Genomic DNA, 21,305 nt, shown 5'->3' with positions numbered 1-21,305 from the left:
GTCAAGGGGGTGTCGTGACCGGCGACCACGGTCAGCAATGGCCGATCGACGAGGATCTCACCGCTCTGCGCGAGCGTCTCTTCCAGCACGCGGCCCAGGCCGGCATGCGGGGCGAACGGTTGGACGATCTGCTTCTCGCCGTCAACGAGGCGGTCATCAACGTCCTGGAGCACGGCGGCGGCGACGGCACGCTGAGCATCTCGCAGGACGAGACCTACCTGACCGTGGACATCACCGACGCCGCAGGTCATCTGGACGTCCGGCACATCCCCCGGAAACGCCCCACGGGCACCGTACGGGGCTTCGGTCTGTGGTTGATGAGCCAGTTGTGCGATGAGTTCACCATCCAGCGGATCGCGGGGAGGTCCCGCGTTCGCCTGCGGATGCTCCTGCACCGATCACCGGACGGCGCCGCATCGCCCGACTCCGTGTCGGGTGACCCCGCCCAGGACGATCCATGGGCTCGATCCTCAGGTGACCTCGGCCAGGATGAGTCATGGGCCCGATCCGAGGTCCGGTCATCTCCGGCGAACGGCGCGGGCGCCCACGTGGACATCGCCCGCAGTGGTGGAACGGCCCCCTCGCCTCAGCAGAGTTGACGGAGTCCGGCGGGTGCCGACGCCCGGGACCCCACCGGCGGATCCGGTGGAATCCCGGGCAAGAGCCCGGCCGGCTCGTTCACAGGTCCAGGACGAGACGGGGAGTACGGCTACGCGAGACGCAGATCATCATGTAGTCGGCCGTCGCCCGCTCCTCCTCGGTGAGGATCGAGTCACGGTGTTCGGGCACCCCGTCGAGCACACCGGTCTCACAGGTTCCGCACGTGCCCTCCCTGCAGGAGGACAGGACCTGCACTCCGGCGGCCGTCACGGCGTCCAGGACGGAGGTGCCCGGCGGCACGCCGACGGTGAGTCCGCTCTGTGCGAGCTCTACCTCGAAGGCGGTCTCCAGGCCTTCGACCGGCTTGGGGGTGAACCGCTCGACACGTAGCGTTCCACCCGTACAGCGCTCCTCCACCGCGGCGAGCAGCGGCTCCGGCCCGCAGGAGTAGACCAGCTCGGGTGGCTCCCGGAGGAGACCGTCGAGGTCGAGCAGGCCGGTCTCGTCCTGCGGCCGGACGATCACCCGGTCGCCGTACCGGGCGAGCTCGTCGAGGAAGGCCATGGACGCGCGGCGCCGCCCGCCGTAGACCAGCCGCCACTCCGTCCCCGCCCGGTCGGCGGCCGCCACCATGGGCAGGAGCGGGGTGATCCCGATGCCCCCGGCGATGAACAGGCAGCGCGGTGCCCCGGTGAACGGGAAGTGGTTACGGGGACCGCACGCCGACAGCTGTGCCCCCACGGCGAGCCGGTCATGGATCCACGCGGAACCACCACGGCCGTCCGGCTCGCGGAGCACCGCCACCCGCCAGCCGGTCGTGTCGGCCGGGTCTCCGCACAGCGAGTACTGCCGGACGAGACCGGTGTCGCCGAGCAGCAGATCGATGTGGGCGCCGGGCTGCCAACGGGGAAGGGGCGCATCGTCAACCGCTCGGAGGGTCAGGCTCACCACGCCGTCGGCGATCACGTCCTTGCCCGCCACGACGACCTTCGTCTCGATGTTCAATCGATTCTCGCTTCGGTGCTCGCCCCGTGGCCGGGAGCTTCGACGCTCGCCTCACGATCGGAGACCTCGACACTCGCCCGGTGGCCGGAGGCTTCGACGCCCACCCCGTGATCGGAGGATTCGGCACTCGCCCCGTGGCCGAGGGCCTCGACGCTCGCTCCGTGGTCGGCGGCCTCGATGCCCGCCTCGTGATCGGGATGGGCCAGCAGCCACTGCCAGACCTCTATCGGGCCGTCGGCACGGTATTCGGCCCCGCAGTGGCAGACCCCGGTCAGGTGGTCGGACCCGGGCGACCAGACGACCCGAAGCAGGGCATCGCTCACGATCCGTCCGTCATCCGCTGGAGCAGCCGGCGCGCGGCGAGCCCGCCGGTGTCGATGTTGATGCTGAGTTCCTGATAGCCCTCGGGCTCGGTGGCGATGACCTTCTCCAGGAGGTTGAGGGCGACCACGTCCTGCATGACCACGGTGCGGTTGCTCTCCGCGAGGTATGTCGTCACCTCCGGATCGTCGAGGGCGAAGTCCCGGGCGACCATCCAGAAGTCGAAGGTCGTGGTCTCGGTCGACGGGGTGATCCCGTACACGATCTCCGCGTGGAAGGCGGCGCTGTCGTCACCGTCCGGTGCGGGTTCGAGGCCGGTCGGGGCGATGCGGCTGTGCAGGAGGTAGAGGCACGGCGGCTGGTACTCGATGTCCTGCCAGCGATCGATCCGGCCCTTGATACCGGTGGAGTTCGCATAGAAGGGCGGGCATTCGACGTCCTTCATCCGGCGGCTGACCCGGACGACGCCGGCCTCCTCGTCGACCGAGGTCGTGATCGGGGTCTCCGCCACCTCCGGGGTCCCGATGTAGCCGCCGTGCAGGTAGGTCTCGTGCGACAGGTCCATCAGGTTGTCGACGAGCAGCTCGTACCGGGCCTCCAGCGGCTCCATCCCGCGGACGACGACCCAGCCGTCGGCGGCGAGCCACGGGGCGCGCGGAATCGCCGTCGGGTCCGCGTCCTCGTCGCCGATCCATACCCAGACCAGGGAGTCCTGCTCGACCACCGGGTAGACGGGGACCCGCGCCGTACGCGGAATCCTCTTCTGGGCGGGGACGGCCACGCAGCTCCCGTCGGGCTCGTACGTGAAACCGTGGTAACCGCACACCAACCGGTCACCGTCCCGATGGCCCTCCGAGAGCGGGAAACGGCGGTGCACGCACCGGTCGGCCAGGGCGACAGCGTCCCCGGCCCGGGTCCGGTAGAAGACGATCGGCTCGCCACAGATCGTGCGGGCGAGCAGCCCGTCGCCGACCTCTTCGCCATAGGCGGCGACATACCACTGGTTACGGGGGAAAACCATGAGTGCTCCATCCTCGGACGTGGCATGACTTTCGCCTACGCGCGGGGAGGGCCACCATGGCGATTCCGTCTGATGGAAGATCGAATTCAGTCGCTGCGGTGGATCGCCGAGTCGGGTGAGCGCAGCGCCCGGGGTGCGCCGAGCGCGCGGGAGATGCCCCGGGCACTGGCCCTGACGGCCGGGACCAGCACCCGCCAGTCGAAACCGTCGGCCGGAACGACGATGGACACGGCCGCCACCGCGATGTCCGCCGGTCCGAAGACGGGTGCGGCGACCGACAGCGCGTGCAGCTCGACCTGGCCGTCGCTGATGGCCACTCCGGTCCTGCGAATCTCGGCCAGCGCCCGCCGGAGCTGCCCGCCCGAGCCGAGCGTCTTGGGCGTGAACCGCCTCAGGGGCCCGGTGATCGCACGTTCCTGCACGTCCGGGTGCGCGTGAGCGAGCAGGGCGAGGCCGACGCCGGTCGCGTGGGCGGGGAACCGGAGGCCGATCTGGGTGAAGACATGCACCGCGTCCCGGCCCGCGATCCGCTCGACATAGAGGACTTCGAGCCCGTCCAGCACCGCGAGCTGGACATTCTCGTGGGTCGCCTCATAGAGGTCCTCGAGGAACGGCATCGCGGCCTCCCGCAGGCCCAGGCCGCGAGGGGCCAGCGCCCCGACCTCCCAGAGTCGCAGGCCGACCCGGTAGAGGCCGTCGTCGTCCCGTTCCAGCGCACCCCACCGGGTCAGCTCGCCCAGCAGCCGGTGCGCGGTGGCCGCGGGCAGCCCGGTCTGCCGGCTGATCTCCGCCAGCGACATCACGGTCCGCCCGGGAGAGAACGCGCCCAGAATGCTCAGGACCCGCTCGGTAACGGATGGCCTGCTGGATCCCATCACCGCCTCCGTCTCTGACCGACCAGCCGGCAAGGATAGGGAACTGTTGCGACCATCGGAACACGTGGGTATCGCGCCGGGGTTGACCCCACTGCACCGGTGAAGATCTTCTCGCAGCCCGCGACGAGGGAGCACGTCCTGCCCGGCCCTCAGATACCGGTCGCCCGCTTCGGCCTCGGCGAGGAGGGAGCGCGGCCGAACAAGCACGCCGGCGTCGTCCCGCTCGGCTCTGATGCACGGCAAATCCGCGGCCGGCGGCCGAGGACCGGTTCATTCCGGAGACGTGCCAGGAGATCGTCCATGAGCTCGAAGCGCCGCGATGATCCAGTCATGGACGCGCATTCCGGCGGTGAGGTGTTCGAGGCTGGTCACCCCCTCGGGATAGGGAGGCCAGCCGTTGATCACCCCAAGGAGCTCCCAGTAGCGAAGCGCCCGCGGATCGCTGAAGATCCCTTGATCGCGCAGCAGATCCGCCCAGTGCCCGGCATCGGGACCCTCTTCGAGGATCTGCTCCAGAATCTCGGCGGCCTCAGCCGATTCGGGCGCCACCTCGCGTTCGATCGCGACGGCGGCATACCGGATGAGGCGCCGGTTGAGGCCGCCGTCCCTGGGCGCCCCGGACTCGTTCGTCCCCAGCCGCACCGTGTAGTCGGCCAGGAGGCGCACGCCCTGGCGGAATCCGGGGTCCTGCACCAGCTCGGCCAGCTCGATCCAGGCATCGACCTGCTCGGACGTGGGGTCGTCGGGCAGGTTGGGTGCGGTATCGCGCAGCTGGGCGCGCATCCCCCTGGCGTTGTCGACGTCGCCGATGACCTCACTCAGGAAGTCATCGATGATCTGCCTGCGCTCCTGTGCGGACAACCTGGCCAGTCTGTTCATCAGGGTCATCTCCTCGGTGGGCGTGCGACGTTTGGCGACGGTGCTCAGAACGGCACGGCGCAGCCGCAGGGTACGGATCTGCACATCGATGGCCTCCACGTGCGCGGTGGCGACGTCTGCGACGGTGATCTCTTTGGCCAGTACACGCCGTACGTCCTGCAAGCTCAGACCGAGCTCGCGCAGGGTGGCCACCAGTTCCAGCCGGGCCACGGACTCGGCGTCGTAGAGGCGATAGCCGCCGTCGCTGCGCCCGGCGGGTGGGAGCGCTCCGACGTCTGACCAGTAGCGGATGGTGCGCACCGGCAACCCGGTGCGAGTCGCCAGCCGGCCGATCGTCAGCAGTACGGGCTCGTCGTCCATATTCGGCAGTGTGGACCTTCCAGCGGCTGGAGACTCAAGAGCCGATTTCAGCCGCCCTGCCCAACCCCTGCTGCCGGCTCAGTCATCGGGAAGGTCGGCGAAGGCCATCGCCCGTAGTAGTCCGCAGAGGTGCGCCACGTCATGCCAGAGGATCATGCCCTCATTCGTGGAGCGATCCAGCAGGTGGTGCAGTTCGGACAGATCATCGCTCACCTGTCCGGCCCCCACGCGCGAAGCCGGATCGTTCGCCATGTCGAAGGCGGCTCGGAGAGGAAGGTCCCAGTAGTAGTCGACGGCCAGTGATGAGAGATCGATTCGGGCACCATGGCGTCGCTCCACCGCGTCCAGAAACAGAGTGCACAGCCGGCGGAGGTCGGCGACCTCAAGAACTATTTCGCTCATGCGGCAATCGTGGCAGGCCATGACAGGATCCAGCCCTGGAGCAACCAGTTTGAATGATCTCGGTATGCGAACCGGTGAGCTGCTATGGCTCCCGGATCGGAGCCTGCCCTGTCACGGGCATGGCGGCTCAACGCGACGGCATCGGCCGGACGGGTCAGAAATGGGTCGCGATCCCGAATGCCTCGCGGAGCCGGGCCATGTCATGCCGGTCCCGATCGCCGGGATCGTATCCCTGGTGGAAATAGACCTGCTGGGCGGCAGACAGGCAGGGCACCCGAACGCCTCCGATCACGCCCCCGACAAAGGAGTCGGCGGGGTAGGGGAAGGTGCCGCCTTCCGTATCGGCGTGCTGGACGGCGGAACCGTCCGGGTTGAAGAGCAACGGATGCAGGTCCAGCTCGTGACCGCTGGGATCAGCCATGACGAAGCGGACGGGACGCCCCGGCAGGGCGTCGGGCTGCTCGACGAACCCGGCCGCCTCCAGCGTCCTGATCAGCAGAGGTTCCTGCTCGATGCGATGCATCAGGTCAAGGTCGCGATGCTCTCGGGTGGCCTCGCCCACCAGAGCGTCGATGCCCCACCCGCCACCGATCCAGACCTCGCATCCGGCATGACGCAACAGCGCCAGCACCCTCAGTACCTCATCCGCCTCGAACACGGAGACACCCTGTCATCTCCGTTCGGATGGGAGCGACTGATTTTCGGGACTATCGGCTGATCCACTCGGTGATGCGGTGCAGCAGGGTGGTGGCGACGGGAAGCGGGGTCGCGGGGAGCACGATCGCGTGGAACGCGTGCGGCATGCCGTCGTAGATGTCGAGACAGACGTCTCCTCCGGCCGCGGAGACGGCTTCGGCGAAGCGTCGCGCGTCGTCGAGAAGCACCTCTTTCGAACCCACCGCGAGCAGAATCGGCGGCAGACCCCGGAGCTCGCCGTGGAGGGGAGACTGCGGTGCACGGTCCGGTCGCGCCCCGGCCAGATACTGGGTGCGGACGTGGTCGAGTATGGCCCGGTTGATGAAGTCCTGGCCGTCGCCCGCGTCGATGGACGGGCTGGACAGGGTGAGATCCGTCTGCGGGGAGATGGCCAGTGCCGCCGCGGGCAGGGGATAGCCCTCCTGCTTGAGTACCAGAAGCGCCGACAGCACCAGCGTGGCACCGGCGGACTCACCCGACAGGACGATCCGCGAGGCGGGCACGTCCTGGTCCAGCAGGCTTCGATAGGCGCTCACCACGTCGTCGAGCGCGGCCGGATACGGGTGGGCGGGGGCGAGACGGTAGTCCACCGCCAGGACGGGCCGGCCGGTCGCCTGGGACAGGCGATAAGCCATGATCCTTTCCATGTGGGGGTTCTTGTACTCGAATCCTCCCCCGTGGACGTAGAGCGTCACCCCCGCCTCGGCCGAGTGACCGGAAGCGGTGACCCATTCACCGGCGACGCCGCCGGTGTGTGGCAGGACGGGCGTGAGGTCGGCGTCGGCGGGCAGGACGGGGGGACGGGAGTGCAGTGCCCCCAGCTCCGCCATGACCGCGGCGCTGTCGTCGGGTGTGGTGGGAATGTGCGTGACGTTCACGGTGTGATCCCTTCCGCCGGGCAGGTGACGGGGTCTGGCCCGCCACCTGCCCGGCGTAGTTGAAGCCCGCCGATACGGCAGGCACGGTGATGAGAGCGGTCATCGGCGCGTGGCACGGTGCTACCGGAACGGCCGGTGCCGGATGGTTCAGATGGTCATCGCGTTCAGAATCGGGACCAGCTGCCGCTCTTCGTGGTCCAGGTGGGCTTCCAGCTCCGCTGTGAGCCGGTCGACCTCCGCCAGGAGCGTGCCGGGGTCGGTCCCGTCACCGGAGATCAGGGCTTTCAACCGGGTCAGAAGCCGTCCGACCGCCTCATGCTCGTGGCGGAGCCGTTCCAGGGCCGGGGCCATTTCGGGGTGGTGTCTCTCCAGGGCGGGGAACATCCCACCGTCCTCGCCGAGGTGATGGTGGTGAAGCCCCTGGCACAGGGTCAGGCAGTTGACGCGTAGCTGCGCGCCCAGGCCCGGTCCTGATTCGGCGAGCTCCCTGCGGATGAGGGTGAGCTCCCTGCGGAACGCGTCGTGGATCGCCTTGAGGGAGTCGCCCGCCGGTCCGGCGGGAGGTCCGCCGTCGATGGGGTTGAGGGCGACGACGGGAATGATCCGCTCCGTCCTGGCCTGGTAGTCGGCCCACCCGGGATCCGCCTCCACCGCGCGGGCGAAGAGTCGGTCCCGTTCCTCGCCTTCCAGGACGACCGCCTGAGCCTGGTAGGTGAAGACCCCGTCCTCCACGGTGACGCGCGGATCGGCGAGGAGGTTGTGGTACCAGGCCGGATGGGCCGGTGCGCCCATGGCGGAGGCGATGATCAGCATTCGTTCGCCGTCCGGCAGATAGCCGAGCGGGGTGGTATGGCGCACGCCGGTCCTGGCCCCGGTGGTCGTCAGGAGGAGCAACCGGCCTCCTTCGAAGGGGCCGCCGACCCGGCCGGCGTTGGAACGGAACTCTTTGATGATCTGCTGGTTGAAGTCGTTGGGCATGCTCTGCCTGCTCCATGCGTGAGTGAGGTCGCGGGTGTGCGAGGTGGTGGTGGATGACTGCGGTACGGGCAGCGCGAAGTCACCGCACGCCGACCCGGCTGCGGGCATGAAAGCTCGATGAGTGAACGGGGCGGTGAGCCGTCAGCCGGTTACCGGCCCGTCGGATTCGAGAAGAGCTCGCATGCGGCGGCGGTGCTCAGCACCACCGGGCGCGAGAACGGCGCGCGGGCGCGATGCGGTTAGGCGCGGCCTGTGAATCGTGAAGTCACGACATCATCCCCCAATGCCACCGTCGTCCTCCCGGCCAACGACGCGCGACACGCAGATCATTACAGGCCCTCTCAGCGAACGTTGTCAAGGCGCGTGCTCTCCGCCGCCCGCTGCCGGAGGTCTCCGGTCACCGTCGTGCCGAACGCGAGCCGGGCACCCTGATACAGATCGGTTCGGCCGTGCCGACATAGATTGACGCCCCGCCCGCGTCCTTGCTGGGTGACACAGCGAGGAGGTCACGTGGATCCAGGATTTGAGGCGGACTTCCAGAAGTTCGTCGTCGATCGATCGGGTGCGCTGTTCCGTACCGCGTACCTGCTGACCGGCGACCGGCACACCGCCGAGGATCTGGTGCAGTCGGCGCTGACGAAGACGGCCGCGAAGTGGCGCGGCCTTCGCGACCCGGCGGCCATCGAGGGTTACGTCCGCCGCGTCATGTACCACGAGCAGGTGAGCTGGTGGCGGCGCCGTTCCCGCATCGCGGAGGTGTCCACCGAGTGGCTGCCCGACCAGGCCGGAGACGGGCACGCCGAGGTCGCGGACCTTCGCCTGGTGATGCGCACGGCTCTCGCCCAGCTGACGCCCCGGCAGCGGACCGTGCTCGTGCTGCGTTACTTCGAGGACCTGTCCGAGACCGAGATCGCGCGGATGCTCGGTATCGGGGTGGGGTCGGTCCGCAGCCAGATCTATCGCTCACTGGAGCGCCTGAAGAAGATCGCACCCGAACTGAGCACCGTGAGGGAGTTCAGATGAGCATCGAAGATCTGCTGCGCGAGACCCTTTCCGACATGGCCCGTGAGGAGTCGCCGCCCCCGCCGGGCCGGTTCCTCCAGGTCGACGCGCGCCGCTCCCATCGCCGCGGCCTCACCCTGGCAGCGGCAGCGGCCGTCACCGTGATGGCGGTCGGGTCCACGCTCGTGGTCGGAGGACTGTCCTCTCAGGTGGCGGCCCCCAAGAACCCCACCGGGCAGGGCTCCGTCGAGACACTTCCCGACCCGAACAAACGGCTGCGGGAGAAAATCACCATTAATGAAGGACTGCGCCTGTCCGACACCCTGGTGCAGCTCTCCAAAAAAACCGGCAAGCCGCTGAGGGAGTTCCAGCAGGTCGCCAGGAGTGGCAAGGGACTGGGCCTGCCGAGTTACGCCAAGGGCAAGCTGGAGGGCTATGCCTTCCCGGCCACCTACGAGATCACCCCCGAGATGGGGCCCGCCGAGATCCTGTCCGCGATGGTCGACCGCTTCAACCAGACCGCGGACAAGGAGGATCTTCAGGGGAAGGCCGAGGCGCTCGGTCGCACGTCGCACGAGATCATGACGATCGCCAGCATCGTCCAGGCCGAGTCCGGCAGCAAGCAGGACATGGGCAAGGTGGCGCGGGTCATCTACAACCGGCTGGACCTCAAGCCCGAGAGGAAGCTGGAGATGGACAGCACGGTCATGTACGGCCTGAACAAGTACGGCCTCAACGCCTCGAACAAGGATCTCAGGAGCACCTCGCCCTACAACACCTACATGCGCCCCGGACTGCCGCCCGGTCCGATCGGCAACCCGGGCGCCGACGCCATCAAGGCCGCGCTGAAGCCGGCCGACGGTTCCTGGCTCTGGTTCGTGACGACCGATCCGAAAAAGGGTGTCACGAAGTTCGCCAGCTCCGAATCCGAGTTTCTCAAGCTGAAAGACGAGTGGGAAAGGAACCGCAGAACCGGGTGACGGAGCGGAGCGCCGCGGTCCTCGACTCACGGCTCAAGCGCTCCCTCCCACCGGTGATGGAGCGGAGCGAGGCGGTCCCCGGTTCACCGCTCAAGCACTTCCTCCCACCGGTGATGGAACGGCGCGGCAGTTCTCGGTTCACCGCTCGGATGCCCCCTTTCACCAACGACGAAGCGGCACGCGGCAGTCCCCGGTTCACCGCTCGCCACTCTCTCTCACCGTGACTCCATCGGCATTCCATCTGACGGATCCGTGCCGAGCCGCCACGGATCCACGGGACGCGCCTCAGCCGAAGACGTTGTCGCGGGCCAGGTCGAGGGCTGTCAGGACGGCTCCCTGGAGCACCGCGTTGCCCACCACCGTGCTGGCGCGGATCTCGGCGGGAGCAGGGGAGAGCTCGCCCACGCGTTCGGCGACCAGCGCGGCGAGCGCGTCACCGCCCGCACGCCCCGTCGTGCCCCCGAGGACGACGAGCCCGGGATCCAGGATCGTGACGAGGGCGAAGGCGCCCCTGGCGATCCGCGCGGCCAGTTCCTCGCTGTCGAGGTGCCGCGCGGCCTTGGCTTCCACCTGGTCGCAGAACGACATGCCGTCCATCTCCAGGAAACCGACCTCGCCCGCGCCGCCCGACACGCCCCGGCGCAGCCGTCCGCCGAGGACGACCGCCGCGCCGACGCCCTCGTCCAGCCAGAGCAGGACGAAGTCATCGCGCCCCATCGCGGCGCCCGTACGGAGCTCGGCGATGGCGGCGAGGTTCACCTCGTTCTCCAGGACCACCGGCACGCCCATGCTCTGCCGTACCGAGGCCATCAGGCCCGGCCGCCAGCCGGGAACGTTGTCCGACACCAGCTCGCCGTTCCGAGGATCCACCAGGCCGGGCGCGCCGATGACGACCGTGTCCAGCACGCGGCCCGCGGCGGCCTCCCTGATCGCGCTCTCCATCAGAATCGCGAGGTCCTGCGGCCCTTCCGGACCGGGGATCTCCCGTACGGCCGAGCCGACCGCCCGTCCGGTGATGTCGGCGATCGTGACGTCGACGGCGGCGCGGCGCACGTCCACCCCGGCCACGTGGGCGCGGTTCGCCACGATGTCGTACAGGCGCGCGTTGGGGCCCCGCCGGTCCTCGCCGCTCTCGCCGGTCACCTCGATGAGCCCGCCGTCCCTGAGCCGCTCGATCAGGTCGGACACGGTGGGCCTCGACAGGCCGGTCAACGTGCGGAGCTGAGGCGCGGTCAGCGGCCCGCGCTCAAGCAGCAGGTCCAGGGCGAGCCGATCGTTGATGGCGCGGGCCATGGCCGGGGTCGCGGTCTTCACGTCTCCCATATTAATCAGGAAGCCTGCCTAATACATCTTTCCATCAGGGAGCCTGCCTGATAGTTTCCAGAACATGAGCCACCACCGCGCCATCGCCGCCGTGTTCGTCGCCCATGGCGCCGTCGCCGGCAGCCTGGCCACCCGCATTCCCTGGATCCAGGACCACCTGCACCTCGGTCCCGGCACCCTCGGTCTCGCGCTGCTCTGCCCGTCGATCGGCGCCTTCATCGGCATGCCACTGGCCAGCCGCCTGGCGTATCGCTTCGGCGGGCGCGCCGCCACCCGGGTCCTGCTCGCGCTGTGGTGCGGCGCCCTCGCCCTGCCCGCGCTCGCACCGGCGCCGGCCTGGCTGTTCGCCGCGTTCCTGCTGTACGGCGCGGCGGCGGGCATGTGCGATGTGGTGATGAACGCCCAGGCCGTGGTGCTTGAGCGGCAGCTGGGGCGCTCCATCATCTCCGGGCTGCACGGCCTGTGGTGCGTGGGCAGCCTGGCGGGAGGCGGCATCGGGGCCCTGGCCGCGCAGACGGGGATCGACGCCAGACTCCACCTCGGGGTGACCGCGCTCGTGCTTCTCAGCCTGGGCGCCGTGGCCGGGCGCGGCCTGCTGCCCGACAGCTCGCCCGCCGGCGTGCCCGCGCCACGGCGCTTCGCCCTGCCGACGCGCGCGATCCTGGTCATCGGCCTCGTCGGGTTCTGCGGCACGTTCGCCGAGGGCGCGAGCTCGAACTGGGCCGCCGTCTACCTCACGGAGGTCGCCGCCGCAGGCCCGGGAGTGGCCGCCGCCGGCTACATGACCTTCATGCTCTGCATGGCGGGCGCCCGGCTGGTCGGTGACCGGGTCATCCACCGGCTCGGGCCCGTGACGGCCGTCAGAGCGGGTGGGATCGTGGCGGCCGTGGGCGGCGCCATCGTGGTCGCGGCCCGCACGCCCGCGCTCTGCATCGCCGGATTCGCCCTGCTCGGACTGGGCGTCGCTGTGATCGTCCCGCTGGTGTTCGCGGCGGCGGGCAACGCGGGGCCGACGCCGGGGGAGGGTGTGGCGGGCATCGCGACGATCACGTACCTGTCGGGACTGACCGCCCCCGCCGTCACCGGGTGGGTCGCGGGCGGCATCTCCTACCCCGCCGCGTTCGCGATGGTCACCGGCGTGATGGTGCTGCTGACCCTGCTCGCACCGGTCCTGCGCCCGGCCCCGGCGGGCCCGCACGCGACGCCTCTCGCCCATGCGCGGCGGAGCTGAAGCCCCCCACCGCATGGGCGAGAGGCGCCGCTTCTCGTTCCTTCGCGGTGGCTCGTCCCCCGGGGCGGCTCGCGACCGGCTCGGCCGCTCCCGTACAACCGGCTCCCCGCCCATAAAAGCCCGCTCTTTCACCAAGGAGAGATGTATGTCCACAGGCAGTTCCAACGAGGTGCTCGTCGACGCGACCCTTGTACGCCGGTTGCTCGCGGCGCAGTTCCCGCGGTGGGCGGATCTGCCCATCTCAGCGGTCCCGCTGTCCGGGATGGACAACGCGACGTTCCGGCTGGGTACGGGCATGTCCGTGCGGCTGCCCCGCTACCCCCGGTGGGTCGGCCAGGTGGAGCGGGAGCACCGGTGGCTGCCGCGGCTGGCCCCGCATCTGCCGCTCTCCATCCCCGAACCTCTCGCGCTGGGCAGGCCCGCCGAGGGCTACCCCTTCCCCTGGTCGGTCTACCGGTGGCTGGAGGGTGAGACGGCGACCACCGACCGCCTCGCCGATCCGGTCCAAGCGGCGACCGATCTCGCCGAGTTCGTCGCCGCCCTGCAGAAGATCGATACCGCGGACGGACCGGGGCCCGAGTGGAGTAACGCCTTCCGCGGCGTGCCCATGGGCGACGAACGCGACTCCCTGGCCTCCGAGGCGCGCGTCCGTCCCAAGATCGAGGCGCTGAAGGACCTGGTCGACACCGACGCGGTGACGGCCGTATGGGAGGCGGCATTGGCGGCGCCCGCGTGGGACGGCCCGCCGGTGTGGATCCACGGCGACCTCGGAACCGGCAACCTCCTGGCCGTCGACGGCAGGTTGAGCGCCGTCATCGACTTCGGAACGCTGGCCGTGGGCGACCCGGCGTGCGACCTGATACCCGCCTGGATATTCCTGCCCGCCGAGGCTCGGAGCGCCTTCCGCGCGGCGCTCGACGTCGACGAAGCCACCTGGGCACGGGGCCGCGGCTGGGCGCTGGCCTCGTCCCTACCCGTTCCCGACGACCCCTTCTTCAACGACCCGGCACGCGTGACCACCGCCCTGCGCCACCTCGACGAGCTCATCGCCGATTTCCTTTACCGGTGATGATTCATACGTGAGGCCTCAGGCATCGCGTTGCGGACAAATACGGGCTGCTCCTCAAGAACCTGAATATCCGCCGATCGGTCAACCGAACCGGCATCCGCCACGAAAACTCGACGGCCGAACCGTTCTTATCGACGATCAAGAACGAACGGCTGAGGCGATTTGTTCTCACCACTCGATCCACGGCAGATCAGCAGGTCATCAGCCATATCGAAGGCTGTCGAAGTCCTCGGCGATCGGCTATTTTCCGCCACTCGAAGTCCTCAACGAGAACCACACCCTGAAATCGGTAACGGAGAATATCCACATAGACCGCCGTCCGAAATACTCTCGGCCTCTCAGCCCCTCCGGCCAATGAGGTCGCAGATTATAATGTCCTGAATTGCCCAGAGCCACGGCGGCGCAGGAGAACATCATGAAGGCGGTCGTCCAGAACGCGTACGGCTCACCTCATAGTTTGGAACTCCGAGAGATCGACAGGCCGGTGGTCAAGGACGATGAGGTCCTGGTCCGCGTTCACGCGGCTTCCGTCCACCCGGATGTCTGGCACGTCGTGAGCGGCCGGCCGTACGTCCTACGCCTCATGGGGTCCGGGCTCCGCAGACCGAAGATCCGCGTTCCAGGAACGGATGTGGCCGGCCGGGTGGATTCGACGGGCAAGGACGTGACGCGGTTTCAGCCAGGCGACGAGGTGTTCGGCGAGACGCTCAGTGGCAACCAGTGGAGAAACGGCGGCGCCTTCGCCGAGTACGTGTCCGTCCCACAGGACGCCCTGGCGTTGAAGCCCGGCAACGTCACCTTCGAACAAGCCGCCGCCGTGCCCACCTCCGGGCTCATCGCCCTGCAGAACCTTCCGGAGGGGCGGCTGCGGCCGGGCCAAAGTGTGCTGGTCAACGGTGCCGGCGGCGGTGTGGGATCCTTCGCCGTACAGCTCGCCAAAGCGTACGGAGCGAAGGTGACCGGCGTCGACCACCAGGCGAAACTGGACATGGTGCGCTCGCTCGGCGCAGACCTCGTCATCGACTACACCCGGAAAGACTTCACCCGGGGTGGCGAACGCTACGACATGATCTTCGACATTCTCGGAAACCATTCGTTTTCGGATTGCCGACGCGCCCTTACGCCCGAGGGGACCTACGTGCTCATCGGTCACGACCGCTTCGGCGATGTGGGCAGCCGCTGGCTGGGAAGCCTGCCGCACTTCTTCAAGCTGATGGCGCTCTCCCCGTTCATGGGTCAACTGCCGAAGGTGAGCTCGTCGACGCCGAGCAAGAAGGACTTGATGGCCGCCCTGAGGGAGCTCCTGGAAACGGGGAAGCTCACGCCGGTCATCGACAGAACGTACTCGCTGGGCGAGGTCCCGGAAGCCATCCGCTATCTGGCCGAGGGCACGGCAAAAGGAAAGGTCGTCATCACCGTTTAGCGTGCACGTCACCGCTGAGACGGATGAATCGGCCCTGTCAGCGTTAAGCCGATCCGGGCACCAGTTGGTGATCAACCGGCTCCGAGGTGCCGGTGATTATGAGCACCGTGTCCCGGGACGCGAACGCGGCGGCCGCTCCGGAGCGACCATCAACTATGGTGACCGGCCATGAGAATCCTCATCGTCGGTGGCAGTGGCTTTCTCGGCGGCGAACTCGCTCGGCAGTGTTTGGTGGCCGAGCATGAGGTGGCCGCGACCTACCTGACCCGGCCAGGAGAGACCGCGGGTGTTGAGTGGTTGCCGCTCGATGTGCGCCGGCGAGAGGACGTCGACGCGCTGATCAGCGCATTTCAGCCAGAGGCGGTCATCAACGCTGCGTACCGGCAGACAGACTGGGCCACCACGGCGATGGGAGCCGCGAACGTCGCTCTCGCCGCCTCCACGGCCGGTGGGCGCCTGGTCCAGGTGTCCAGCGACGCGGTCTTCTCCGGTGCCGCGGCTCGCTACGACGAGACGTGCGTCCCCGACCCGATCAGCCCGTACGGTGCCGCCAAGGCCGCTGCCGAGACAGCGGTGAGCGCGATCGCGCCGACCGCGGTGATAGCCCGGACATCCCTGATCATCGGTGACGGCGATTCTCCGCACGAGGCGCTGGTGCATTCACTGGCCACCGGCAGGGCAGAAGGAATGCTGTTCACCGACGACGTGCGATGTGCCGTGCACGTCGTCGATCTCGCCGCGGCGCTCCTCGAACTCGCCGCATCCGAGTATCACGGCATCCACCATGTCGCCGGAACCGATGCGGTAAGCCGATACGAGCTGGGGCTGCTCATCGCCCGACGCGATGGACTCGACGCGGACCGGTTGCCTTCGGGACGGCGGGCGGACACCAACGTGCCCGGCCCGATCGATGTGCGCTTGGAATGCGGCATGACTCAGCAGCGGCTTCGGACCAGACTGCGTGGCGCTCGACAGTTTCTGGCATGACGTTCACCATTTATCGCGACCTTCAGCAAGGACCTGGAATCTGCTCCCACCCGCGCACGTCTTCCACGAAAGTTCACCCTCGCCCAGCCTTGTACGTGGTTGCTCGATTGACTGCCTAGAGATCCGCGCCACTCACCGGGTATCTGACGCGGGTCCGGCGTAGTCCGTTGCGGCTGACGGCGAAGACGAACGGCTCGGTCACCCGCTTGAGCGTGTCGATGATCCGAGCCTCATTGACGAGAAAGAGTTCGGCCATCTCTTTGCCCACAACATCGGCTTTCGCAAGAGCGAAGATGCGCGCGCCGCTCATGTAGATGACGCGGGCCTCAACGAGGTTGTGGGTGATGGCCAGGTCCTTGCAGAGCAGGACGTCGCCCCGGATCGTCGCTTCCTCAATCCACTGCGTATCGGCGATCCGCTGGGATTCGTCCTTGCCGTACCGCTCATCCATGGTCTCCAAGACCCACCCGGCCTCACGGAGAGCATTGGGCACGATGCGCGAACCCAACCCACGATCAAGGAAGAAGGTCAGTCCGGACGCCTCTGCCTCACCTGCCACTCCCCGGACCTCACGCGGCCTGTGGGAGAAGCGCCTCGACCTCGTTCAACCGCAGGTCGTAGTCCTCGGCGACGTCACGCGTGTCTTCTCCCGCCCGCAAGCGGTTGAGCACGTCGGCCACTCGAATGCCTCGCCGCGTCAGAGTCGGCTGCCCACCGTTGATCCATGGATCCACGGTGACATCCACCCGCTCATATCCCGGGAGATGAATCACCCTCATCCAGCCGTCTTGGTAGGTGACACGTTGCAGATATTCATGCACAACAGGGCGGAAGACCTGCTGCCCGCTGCGCGCTACGATCAGCCCATCCACCGCATCGCGCTCAGCGGGATCGTCGGTGTGCTCTTTGAAGTCCCACAGGACCTCGGCCCCATCGGTCATGAGGCGCTCACTGGCCAGGGCCTGTTCCAGGCCGATGTTCTCCTCCAGCCAGCGGATCGCCGGGCGAATGCGCTGCATCGGCACGTTCGCGCTACGGAAAGCGGCGAGCATATACGCCTCGGCGAGCCCGACAAACGGCACCGTTGGCCCGTGGGCTCCAGCCGTGGTCACCAGCGGCTCGGCGGTGACGACCGGCTCATTGATGCGCTTGTAGACATACCCGACAGCCCAGTTACGGAAGGTCTGACGAGGAACATCGATCAGGTCCGCTGCCTGCCCCTTGCTGTAAAGCGGGGTGACATAGCGGAAGTCGCTGATCAGACCGGTCTCCGGACCGATGCTCGGCGTTGCCACGATGTCACCTCCTTTGAGCACAGCGTAGAGAAAACACACGCACTGCGCACATGATCTGTACCCGGTGTCACCCCATCAATGTGATCGCCGCGAGAAAGGCCGTGTCTGCCCTGTGTCCAGGATGATGATCACCTGAGTCCCATCGTGTGGGTTCTGTAAGGCGGGAGCCACGGGAGCGGGTGTTCCTGAGAATCCATTTGGCAACCTCTGGGCTGGCGTGGGCCGTACCGAACGATGGAGCTGGTGCGGTCGGCGACCTGGACGTGCGCGGCCGGGCCAATCTCTCCGGAAGAAGGCCATCCGATCGGCAATCTCACCAGCCAGTAGAGTCGGCTGCCGTGACCGACCTTGCGCAGCTACCTGACGGGGCTCTGCACATCGCTGACGGTACGGTGGTCGCTCTGGTCGCGCCCCACGCCGGGCTGATCGAGCTGCCCGCCTCGATCAGCGAGATGACCGCGCTGCGCCGCATCGACCTCGATGGCAACGCGCTGACCCACCTGCCCGCGCATATCGCCGCGCTGCCGCTGCTGGACACCCTCCTGGTCTACGGCAACCAGCTCACCGACATCCCCCCGGCACTCGGTCAAGCCGCTGCGCTGCGGCATCTCAGCCTGGGCGGCAACTCCCTCACCTCGGTACCTGACACGCTCTGGCGTCTGACCGGTCTGCGCTCCCTCAATCTCGCCGAGAACGAGATCACTGAAATCCCCGACACCATCGGCGACCTGGTCGAACTGCGCATGCTCGACCTCGGCCACAACCGGCTCCGCCACGTGCCGGAAACGATCGGCGACCTGCCGCATCTCACCGACTACCTCTATCTCAGCGACAACGGCTTCACCTCGGTACCCGCGTCCCTGGGCCGGCTGAACCAGCTCGACTATCTCAACCTCACCGACAATCGGCTCACCACGTTGCCTCAGGCGATCGGCGACATGGCAGCGCTGCGCGAACTACGTCTGTACAACAACCGCCTCACCGCCCTGCCCGACACGATCGGCCGGCTGTCCCGGCTGCGCGAGCTCCATCTGATGAACAACCAGCTCACCACCCTGCCCGACACCATCGGCGAGCTGCAGCGGTTGCGCCACCTCGACCTGCGCGACAACCCCCTGCAGAGGCTTCCCGAGGCGGTCGGGCGGCTGGCTCACCTCGTCCACCTCGACCTGCGTGCCAGCCGTCTGCGCGAACTGCCCGACAGCCTCGGCGCCCTGCCCCGGCTGGAGAAGCTCGACCTGCGATGGACCAAGCTGGATCGGCTCCCCGACTGGATTACGGCGCTCCGCCATCAGGGCTGCGCGATCTTGCTGTAGCGACTTCCTGAACGGTCCGAAGTTCGCCCTGCGCCCCACCAACCCTCCGGTGATCACGACGCGGGGAACCGTCCGACCCCGCGACCGGTCTCACCGCTGCGGTAGAACCGATCGACCGAGAAACGCGGCAAGCCGATCGATGGCCGGAGCGCTCTCCTCGACAAGTTGCGGCTCGGCGAATCGTCCCGTTCGGGGCTGGGGGGAGAGCTGGACCAGGGCGAACGCCAGGGACCGCTCGGCAAGGTCTTCGGGCACCCGGACAGGGATTCCGGTGGCCTGGGCCAGATCCCATCCGTGAGCGAGCAGATCGTACAGGCGGATCTGCAGGCGCTCGGCGCCCGTGGCACTCCCCATGGGGCCGGCATAACTCCGCTCGAGTACCCCGGGGCGGGAGAACGCGGCCCGCAGCGAAGCGCTGGAGGCTCGCCAGGCTCCGACCGGGTCGTCACCGAGGCGGTCCGCTCCGCGGTCGGGCATCGGGCCGCTCTCGATCAAGGCCACGAACACCAGATCCATGCCGACAAGGTGGTCGACCACCTCGCGCACGTTCCATTCCGTGCACGGCGTCGGCGCCTTCCACTGCTCGGGGCGGATCTCGGCGATCAGATCGCCGACGGCTTCGTACGCGCGCGCGAGATCTTCAGAAGGGGAGGCCATCGGGCAAGACTACGGCGGCACCCGTCAGGCGGCCCAATGATTTTCCGGCGGCCCGGAGAAAACAGTGTCCGTCCACCGAACCCCTGGCCGTCCTCCTGGTCTCGGGAACCACTCCGACTCCCAAAACGTGGGCGCAGTTCCTCAGGGTGGATTCACTTCTCGCCTTCGGATCATGACTCTCAGATCGCCGAGTGGAGCCAGAGCAGACCTACCGATGGAGTCGGTTGTCACTGACAAAGCCACACGACACCGTGCCGTGGCAGGAGGACGCCGACGTCTTCACCCCGGACGCCCGTTTTGGCGGTCGTGATGAAGGCCGGGCAGCGGACGACCACAGGGTCGCGCGGTAGTACTCCGAAGCTCTGGCGATCCACCAAAACTTATTTGTCTGCGGCGCAGGACTCTCGACATGATCAGGTATGACAGTGACACGGGAACTGCTCGCCTACTACGAACAGGACAGGGAACACGACCGGCTCCGTGAGGGGCGTGGCCGGCTGGAGTTCTGGCGGACGCAGGACGTGCTGCGCCGGGTACTGCCGCCGGCTCCGGCGCGGGTGCTGGACGTGGGCGGCGGCACCGGTGTGCATGCCGAGTGGCTGTCCGCCGACGGGTACGAGGTGGAACTGCTGGACCCGATTCCGTTGCACGTGGAGCGAGCGGCGGCACTGGCCGGAGTGACGGCGCGGCTGGGGGACGCCAGGGAACTCCCGGTGCCGGACGGGAGCGCCGACGCGGTCCTGCTTCTCGGCCCGCTCTACCATCTGGCCGAGCGCGCCGACCGGGGCCGGGCACTGGCCGAGGCCCGTCGTGCGGTACGGCCCGGCGGCCTGGTGGCCGCGGCGACCATCAGCCGCTACTCGGCCATCCACGATGGCATCTACCAGGGCTTCTACCTGCAGGACGGATTCCGTGCGGCAGCACACGCCGCCGCCGCGGACGGGCTCATGCTCTCTCCGAGGTCTGGCTTCACCGCTTACTTCCACGACCCCGATGAGGTTCCGGATGAGTTCACCGACGCCGGGCTTCCCGAAGTCGAGCGGTACGGACTGGAGGGCGCCTTCTGGCTGTACGGAGACGTCAACGACTGGCTCGACGACCCCGAGCGCCGGACGCTCATACTCGACGCCCAGCGCGCGGTGGAATCCGTTCCGTCGCTTCTCGGGGTGAGCGGCCACATGCTCACCGCCGCCCGACGTGCTCAATCCAGTAATCCCTGATGACGGGCCCCACTCGATCACCAGGCAGGAACGTTGGTCATTTCTGGAAGGGTGACCGCCCTGTCGGCGGTGCCTGTCATGATGACCCGTAATTGATCAAGGGGTAACCGTGTCGGACATCCGCAAGTTCGGCTGGCTTTCCAGAGATGAAAGTCCGCTGCACGACATCTTCGGCGTGTCCTTCATCCGGGGCCTCTCCCCTCATGAGGCGCTCACCCGTCTGGGCGTGGACACGGACACGATCGAGGAGATGACCTTCGACGAGCTGGACGAGTACGCGAACGAGAGCATGCTGGAATTCGACGGCGACGCGAGGTACGTCGGCGCCGTGAAGGTGGACGACTGGACCGTACTCATCGAGCCTTCCGGCTGGAGAGTAGCCCTCGACCCCGGTGTGCGGGAGCGCGTCTCACGAGGAACCGAAGTCGTGTCGGTCAACCGGCACGACTACGCCTCGGACCACTTCATCCACACGATCGACGGCGGTATGATCATGCGCTTCGATCCCTTGGTGCCGCATCTCCGCTCAGGTAGCGATCCCGACCGCTGGGTGCACCAGATGCGTGATGTCGGGCTCGGCCAACGCACGTTCGACGACCCCATTCCCGATGATCGCATCGCGAGCGCGTTCGCTCTGGCGAGCATCATCACCGGTATCGGCTTCGCCAGGAATGTCCTGGACATGACGCTTCTGGGGGCGGCGGCCAGGGAGCAATGATCCACTTCTCAACGATCCACATGGCCGGCGAAACAGGACGGCAGAGTCCTTGCCCATCACCGTGAAGGC

23 protein-coding genes are annotated in these 21,305 nt (G+C 67.9%); 10 read left to right on the top strand and 13 right to left on the bottom strand.

The genetic code is table 11. From position 1 onward, the window contains the following. Window positions 1-14: 14 nt before the first annotated feature. Window positions 15-599, top strand: a complete 585-nt coding sequence (locus tag DKM19_RS46940) for an ATP-binding protein (protein WP_162642298.1) — start codon at window positions 15-17, stop codon at window positions 597-599. Between the two features lie 79 nt (window positions 600-678). On the opposite strand, the gene DKM19_RS46935 is transcribed toward DKM19_RS46940, so the two are convergent. The 9 genes from DKM19_RS46935 to DKM19_RS46895 form a co-directional block, all read right to left on the bottom strand. Then, the gene (locus DKM19_RS46935) at window positions 679-1,605 is read right to left on the bottom strand and encodes a PDR/VanB family oxidoreductase (RefSeq protein WP_110705042.1); all 927 of its coding nucleotides are present in this window, start codon (window positions 1,603-1,605) and stop codon (window positions 679-681) included. After that, window positions 1,602-1,928, bottom strand: coding sequence for a hypothetical protein (locus DKM19_RS46930; RefSeq protein WP_110705041.1), 327 nt, complete (start codon window positions 1,926-1,928; stop codon window positions 1,602-1,604). Before DKM19_RS46930 ends, DKM19_RS46935 begins: the two co-directional genes overlap by 4 nt. Next, window positions 1,925-2,947 carry an aromatic ring-hydroxylating dioxygenase subunit alpha gene (locus DKM19_RS46925; RefSeq protein ID WP_110705040.1) on the bottom strand — a complete coding sequence of 341 codons (1,023 nt, stop codon included), beginning with the start codon at window positions 2,945-2,947 and terminating at the stop codon, window positions 1,925-1,927. Before DKM19_RS46925 ends, DKM19_RS46930 begins: the two co-directional genes overlap by 4 nt. Window positions 2,948-3,033: 86 nt before the next feature. Beyond that, complete coding sequence (locus tag DKM19_RS46920) at window positions 3,034-3,822, bottom strand: IclR family transcriptional regulator (protein ID WP_089213617.1); 789 nt, start codon at window positions 3,820-3,822, stop codon at window positions 3,034-3,036. Window positions 3,823-4,092: 270 nt separating this feature from the next. Beyond that, window positions 4,093-5,061, bottom strand: coding sequence for a MerR family transcriptional regulator (locus DKM19_RS46915; protein ID WP_110705039.1), 969 nt, complete (start codon window positions 5,059-5,061; stop codon window positions 4,093-4,095). A 78-nt stretch (window positions 5,062-5,139) separates the two neighbouring features. Beyond that, window positions 5,140-5,463 (bottom strand): hypothetical protein, encoded by a 324-nt coding sequence (locus tag DKM19_RS46910; RefSeq protein WP_110705038.1) that lies wholly within the window; start codon window positions 5,461-5,463, stop codon window positions 5,140-5,142. A 154-nt stretch (window positions 5,464-5,617) separates the two neighbouring features. Continuing rightward, window positions 5,618-6,121, bottom strand: a complete 504-nt coding sequence (locus DKM19_RS46905) for a nucleotidyltransferase domain-containing protein (protein WP_110705037.1) — start codon at window positions 6,119-6,121, stop codon at window positions 5,618-5,620. 49 nt (window positions 6,122-6,170) lie between these two features. Further along, the gene (locus DKM19_RS46900) at window positions 6,171-7,037 is read right to left on the bottom strand and encodes an alpha/beta hydrolase (RefSeq protein WP_239513974.1); all 867 of its coding nucleotides are present in this window, start codon (window positions 7,035-7,037) and stop codon (window positions 6,171-6,173) included. Between the two features lie 147 nt (window positions 7,038-7,184). After that, a complete protein-coding gene (locus DKM19_RS46895; protein ID WP_369987530.1) occupies window positions 7,185-8,123 on the bottom strand; it encodes a nitroreductase/quinone reductase family protein in 939 nt (312 codons plus the stop codon). Window positions 8,124-8,525: 402 nt separating this feature from the next. Between DKM19_RS46895 and DKM19_RS46890 the strand changes: the two genes are divergently transcribed. Together DKM19_RS46890 and mltG are read left to right on the top strand one after the other, a co-directional pair. Beyond that, window positions 8,526-9,038, top strand: coding sequence for a SigE family RNA polymerase sigma factor (locus tag DKM19_RS46890; RefSeq protein WP_110705035.1), 513 nt, complete (start codon window positions 8,526-8,528; stop codon window positions 9,036-9,038). After that, a complete protein-coding gene (gene mltG / locus DKM19_RS46885; protein ID WP_110705034.1) occupies window positions 9,035-9,997 on the top strand; it encodes an endolytic transglycosylase MltG in 963 nt (320 codons plus the stop codon). Before DKM19_RS46890 ends, mltG begins: the two co-directional genes overlap by 4 nt. A 285-nt stretch (window positions 9,998-10,282) precedes the next feature. On the opposite strand, the gene DKM19_RS46875 is transcribed toward mltG, so the two are convergent. Beyond that, window positions 10,283-11,311, bottom strand: coding sequence for an ROK family transcriptional regulator (locus DKM19_RS46875; RefSeq protein WP_239513973.1), 1,029 nt, complete (start codon window positions 11,309-11,311; stop codon window positions 10,283-10,285). Between the two features lie 73 nt (window positions 11,312-11,384). On the opposite strand from DKM19_RS46875, the gene DKM19_RS46870 reads away from it, so the two are divergent. The 4 genes from DKM19_RS46870 (at window position 11,385) to DKM19_RS46855 (ending at window position 16,030) form a co-directional block, all read left to right on the top strand. Further along, a complete protein-coding gene (locus tag DKM19_RS46870; protein WP_110705031.1) occupies window positions 11,385-12,551 on the top strand; it encodes an MFS transporter in 1,167 nt (388 codons plus the stop codon). 145 nt (window positions 12,552-12,696) lie between these two features. Then, window positions 12,697-13,620, top strand: a complete 924-nt coding sequence (locus tag DKM19_RS46865) for an aminoglycoside phosphotransferase family protein (protein ID WP_110705030.1) — start codon at window positions 12,697-12,699, stop codon at window positions 13,618-13,620. A 415-nt stretch (window positions 13,621-14,035) separates the two neighbouring features. Next, the gene (locus tag DKM19_RS46860) at window positions 14,036-15,043 is read left to right on the top strand and encodes an NAD(P)-dependent alcohol dehydrogenase (RefSeq protein WP_110705029.1); all 1,008 of its coding nucleotides are present in this window, start codon (window positions 14,036-14,038) and stop codon (window positions 15,041-15,043) included. 168 nt (window positions 15,044-15,211) lie between these two features. Next, on the top strand, window positions 15,212-16,030 hold the full coding sequence (locus tag DKM19_RS46855; protein WP_110705028.1) for a sugar nucleotide-binding protein: 819 nt from the start codon (window positions 15,212-15,214) through the stop codon (window positions 16,028-16,030). A gap of 115 nt (window positions 16,031-16,145) precedes the next feature. Here DKM19_RS46855 and DKM19_RS46850 read toward each other — a convergent pair whose 3' ends face one another. Beyond that, entirely contained in the window at window positions 16,146-16,589 is a 444-nt protein-coding gene (locus tag DKM19_RS46850; RefSeq protein ID WP_369987525.1) for a hypothetical protein, read from the bottom strand. Window positions 16,590-16,599: 10 nt separating this feature from the next. Continuing rightward, the gene (locus DKM19_RS46845) at window positions 16,600-17,325 is read right to left on the bottom strand and encodes a DUF433 domain-containing protein (RefSeq protein WP_110705026.1); all 726 of its coding nucleotides are present in this window, start codon (window positions 17,323-17,325) and stop codon (window positions 16,600-16,602) included. Window positions 17,326-17,663: 338 nt separating this feature from the next. On the opposite strand from DKM19_RS46845, the gene DKM19_RS46840 reads away from it, so the two are divergent. Continuing rightward, complete coding sequence (locus tag DKM19_RS46840) at window positions 17,664-18,641, top strand: leucine-rich repeat domain-containing protein (RefSeq protein WP_239513972.1); 978 nt, start codon at window positions 17,664-17,666, stop codon at window positions 18,639-18,641. A 90-nt stretch (window positions 18,642-18,731) separates the two neighbouring features. On the opposite strand, the gene DKM19_RS46835 is transcribed toward DKM19_RS46840, so the two are convergent. Beyond that, entirely contained in the window at window positions 18,732-19,298 is a 567-nt protein-coding gene (locus DKM19_RS46835) for a TIGR03086 family metal-binding protein (protein WP_110705025.1), read from the bottom strand. A 419-nt stretch (window positions 19,299-19,717) separates the two neighbouring features. Between DKM19_RS46835 and DKM19_RS46830 the strand changes: the two genes are divergently transcribed. Then, a complete protein-coding gene (locus tag DKM19_RS46830) occupies window positions 19,718-20,518 on the top strand; it encodes a bifunctional 2-polyprenyl-6-hydroxyphenol methylase/3-demethylubiquinol 3-O-methyltransferase UbiG (protein WP_204358547.1) in 801 nt (266 codons plus the stop codon). Between the two features lie 109 nt (window positions 20,519-20,627). Beyond that, on the top strand, window positions 20,628-21,236 hold the full coding sequence (locus DKM19_RS46825) for a DUF6461 domain-containing protein (RefSeq protein WP_110705024.1): 609 nt from the start codon (window positions 20,628-20,630) through the stop codon (window positions 21,234-21,236). Window positions 21,237-21,305: the final 69 nt, after the last annotated feature.

The organism is Streptosporangium sp. 'caverna' (assembly GCF_003203775.1).
GTDB lineage: Bacteria > Actinomycetota > Actinomycetes > Streptosporangiales > Streptosporangiaceae > Streptosporangium > Streptosporangium subroseum.
Note: the sequence above shows the minus strand (reverse complement) of the source record. Positions and strands in the feature narration are given on the sequence as shown.